This window comes from Enterobacter sp. PL1, assembly GCF_945957325.1.
GTDB lineage: Bacteria > Pseudomonadota > Gammaproteobacteria > Enterobacterales > Enterobacteriaceae > Enterobacter > Enterobacter roggenkampii.
In genome coordinates this window covers 1-2,020 of the sequence record NZ_CAMFKT010000072.1, presented here as the reverse complement: position 1 = coordinate 2,020, position 2,020 = coordinate 1, and the positions used below count along the sequence as shown (strand labels likewise).

Below are 2,020 nucleotides of genomic sequence, written 5' to 3'. Positions count from 1 at the left end.
TAGTTCATTCTGGATCATTTGATTATTGTGTATTGTTTCTTTTCTCGCCATTATAATTCCCCCTTAATATGGGGCTGTCACTCCTACATGATAGCCCCTAAGTTATTATGCTTGTTTGATAATTCTTGTGTAACTATGTCGTGTAGTATTTCGGTTCCATAGTTGATTGAAGTAGGATGTAATCCCAATGTATGAGTACTTTCCAGTATTCCACGCATCAATAATTTGTACTTTCTCTTCTTCGGTGAATCTATTCCAGCTACGTTTATTTTTCGCTTTTGCCATATTCTCTTTTTGTGTAATCCATTGTAGGTTATCCACGTGATTGTTTAGAGGATTACCATCAATATGATCAACAACTAATTTCAATGATTCATCACGTTCAATAAAAGTTTCTGCGATTAGTCGATGAACTTCTACAGTTCTACTATCACCACCTTTGACAGATAGTGTTACTTTGTAGTACCCATTAGATTCCGAAGGGGTTAGCTTTAGTAGTGTTTCTGTCTTAGTATTGAATACATCACCTTCATTACTTACTACATAATATTCATATTTCGTTTCTTTCCATATTTTCATATATAACTTCCATATTACCCGCGTTACTTCCTGTAATCGCGTTTCTACTTATTGTGTGGTTAGTAGACAACCAATTAATTACTTACTGTTTAGTACAATGTACTGATCAATTAAGTAACCTACAGCAGAAGATAGAGTACCTTTTGATACCTTACCTTCATCAATCAATTTTTTTAGTACTTCAACCTGTGAATTAGATAAACGTGCGGTTATTACGTTATCTTTTCTATCCTTAGATTTATTATTCTTCATTTAATTAACTCATGTGATTTGTATACGTATACGTTATTTATCCCAAGCAAAAAAGATAGCCCTTTTAGGGGGCTATACTTTAGCAATATAGGAGAATTATAATGTTACCATCTATTTAGTCTCTGATGGCTGGAGAAATGGAATTATGCTTCGCAGTTCGGCTAGGTGAACATTTTCGATCACTCAGAAAGCCACATCAATATTATAGGACATTTTTTGCGTCTGTCCCAAATATTTTATAGATACCTACATTATACCGTGAAAAAATCACCCGTTCCAAAATTCTTAGGACTTTTTCTTTCGTAATTTATCAGTACTTTTATTTATGTGTTGTCTTACGTGACGTTCTACAAATGGTATCTTTAGTGGAAGTGCTAGTACTGTGAGAATCATAAACATCAATACTAGTATTGTGTAGATTGGGAAAAGAAAGATTTCAATTAATGGCTTTAGCATGTATACGCCTCCTGTATTGTATACATTTATTTATATAAAGAGGCGTAATCATGTGAGTTATTGTAATAGAAGTACTGATATGAACATACCAGGTTGGAACATTTCAATACTATAGCCCCTGAATCTTTTCAGGGGCTATAAGAAGGTAATGTACCTTCAACCGTCGGCAAACGGTAGAGGCGGCAACCTCTACCTTTCACCAACAGGAGTTTTGGCTTGATTGGTATTATATCAAATAGAAGGTTTTTTCACCAAGAAAAATCTCACATCGCCTAATATCAGTCACCCTCACGAATCACTTAACGCAAATCTTTGCTGTGACGCGTTTTGAGAGGCTCTATTACAAACCCACACCAACGCATTACCATATACGAAAAAGCCCCGCATACGAACGTACACGAGGCCAAAATTAAACTTAAAACGTAAAATCTTGTTTTTAAAATAATCAAATACTTATCGGAAAGTTAGATAGTCTGCCTTGCGATTTATGATGGCTTGACTATTCAACGTTATAAATAGTTAGCTTTACTAGTGTTGTTCAAACATAAATACACCCTGCTAATACCATCAAATACTAGCAGGGCAAAAAAATGTATCGTATTTCGCTTACGTCCCATGACAACTATCATCAAAGTACTGCTAACTACTCAACTGATACTACATTATTATTATTGTCAATTTAACTATAGACTACTTTCAAGTGCATCACTATGTACTTTGGAAGTAACGTTAG

At 34.5% G+C, this 2,020-nt stretch carries 2 protein-coding genes; both read right to left on the bottom strand.

Annotated features, from left to right (window positions below; translation table 11 throughout):
* Positions 1–105: 105 nt before the first annotated feature.
* Positions 106–579, bottom strand: coding sequence for an HNH endonuclease signature motif containing protein (locus N6P30_RS24230; RefSeq protein ID WP_023292991.1), 474 nt, complete (start codon positions 577–579; stop codon positions 106–108).
* Positions 580–657: 78 nt separating this feature from the next.
* On the bottom strand, positions 658–831 hold the full coding sequence (locus N6P30_RS24225) for a hypothetical protein (RefSeq protein ID WP_164085561.1): 174 nt from the start codon (positions 829–831) through the stop codon (positions 658–660).
* Between the last annotated feature and the right edge of the window lie 1,189 nt (positions 832–2,020).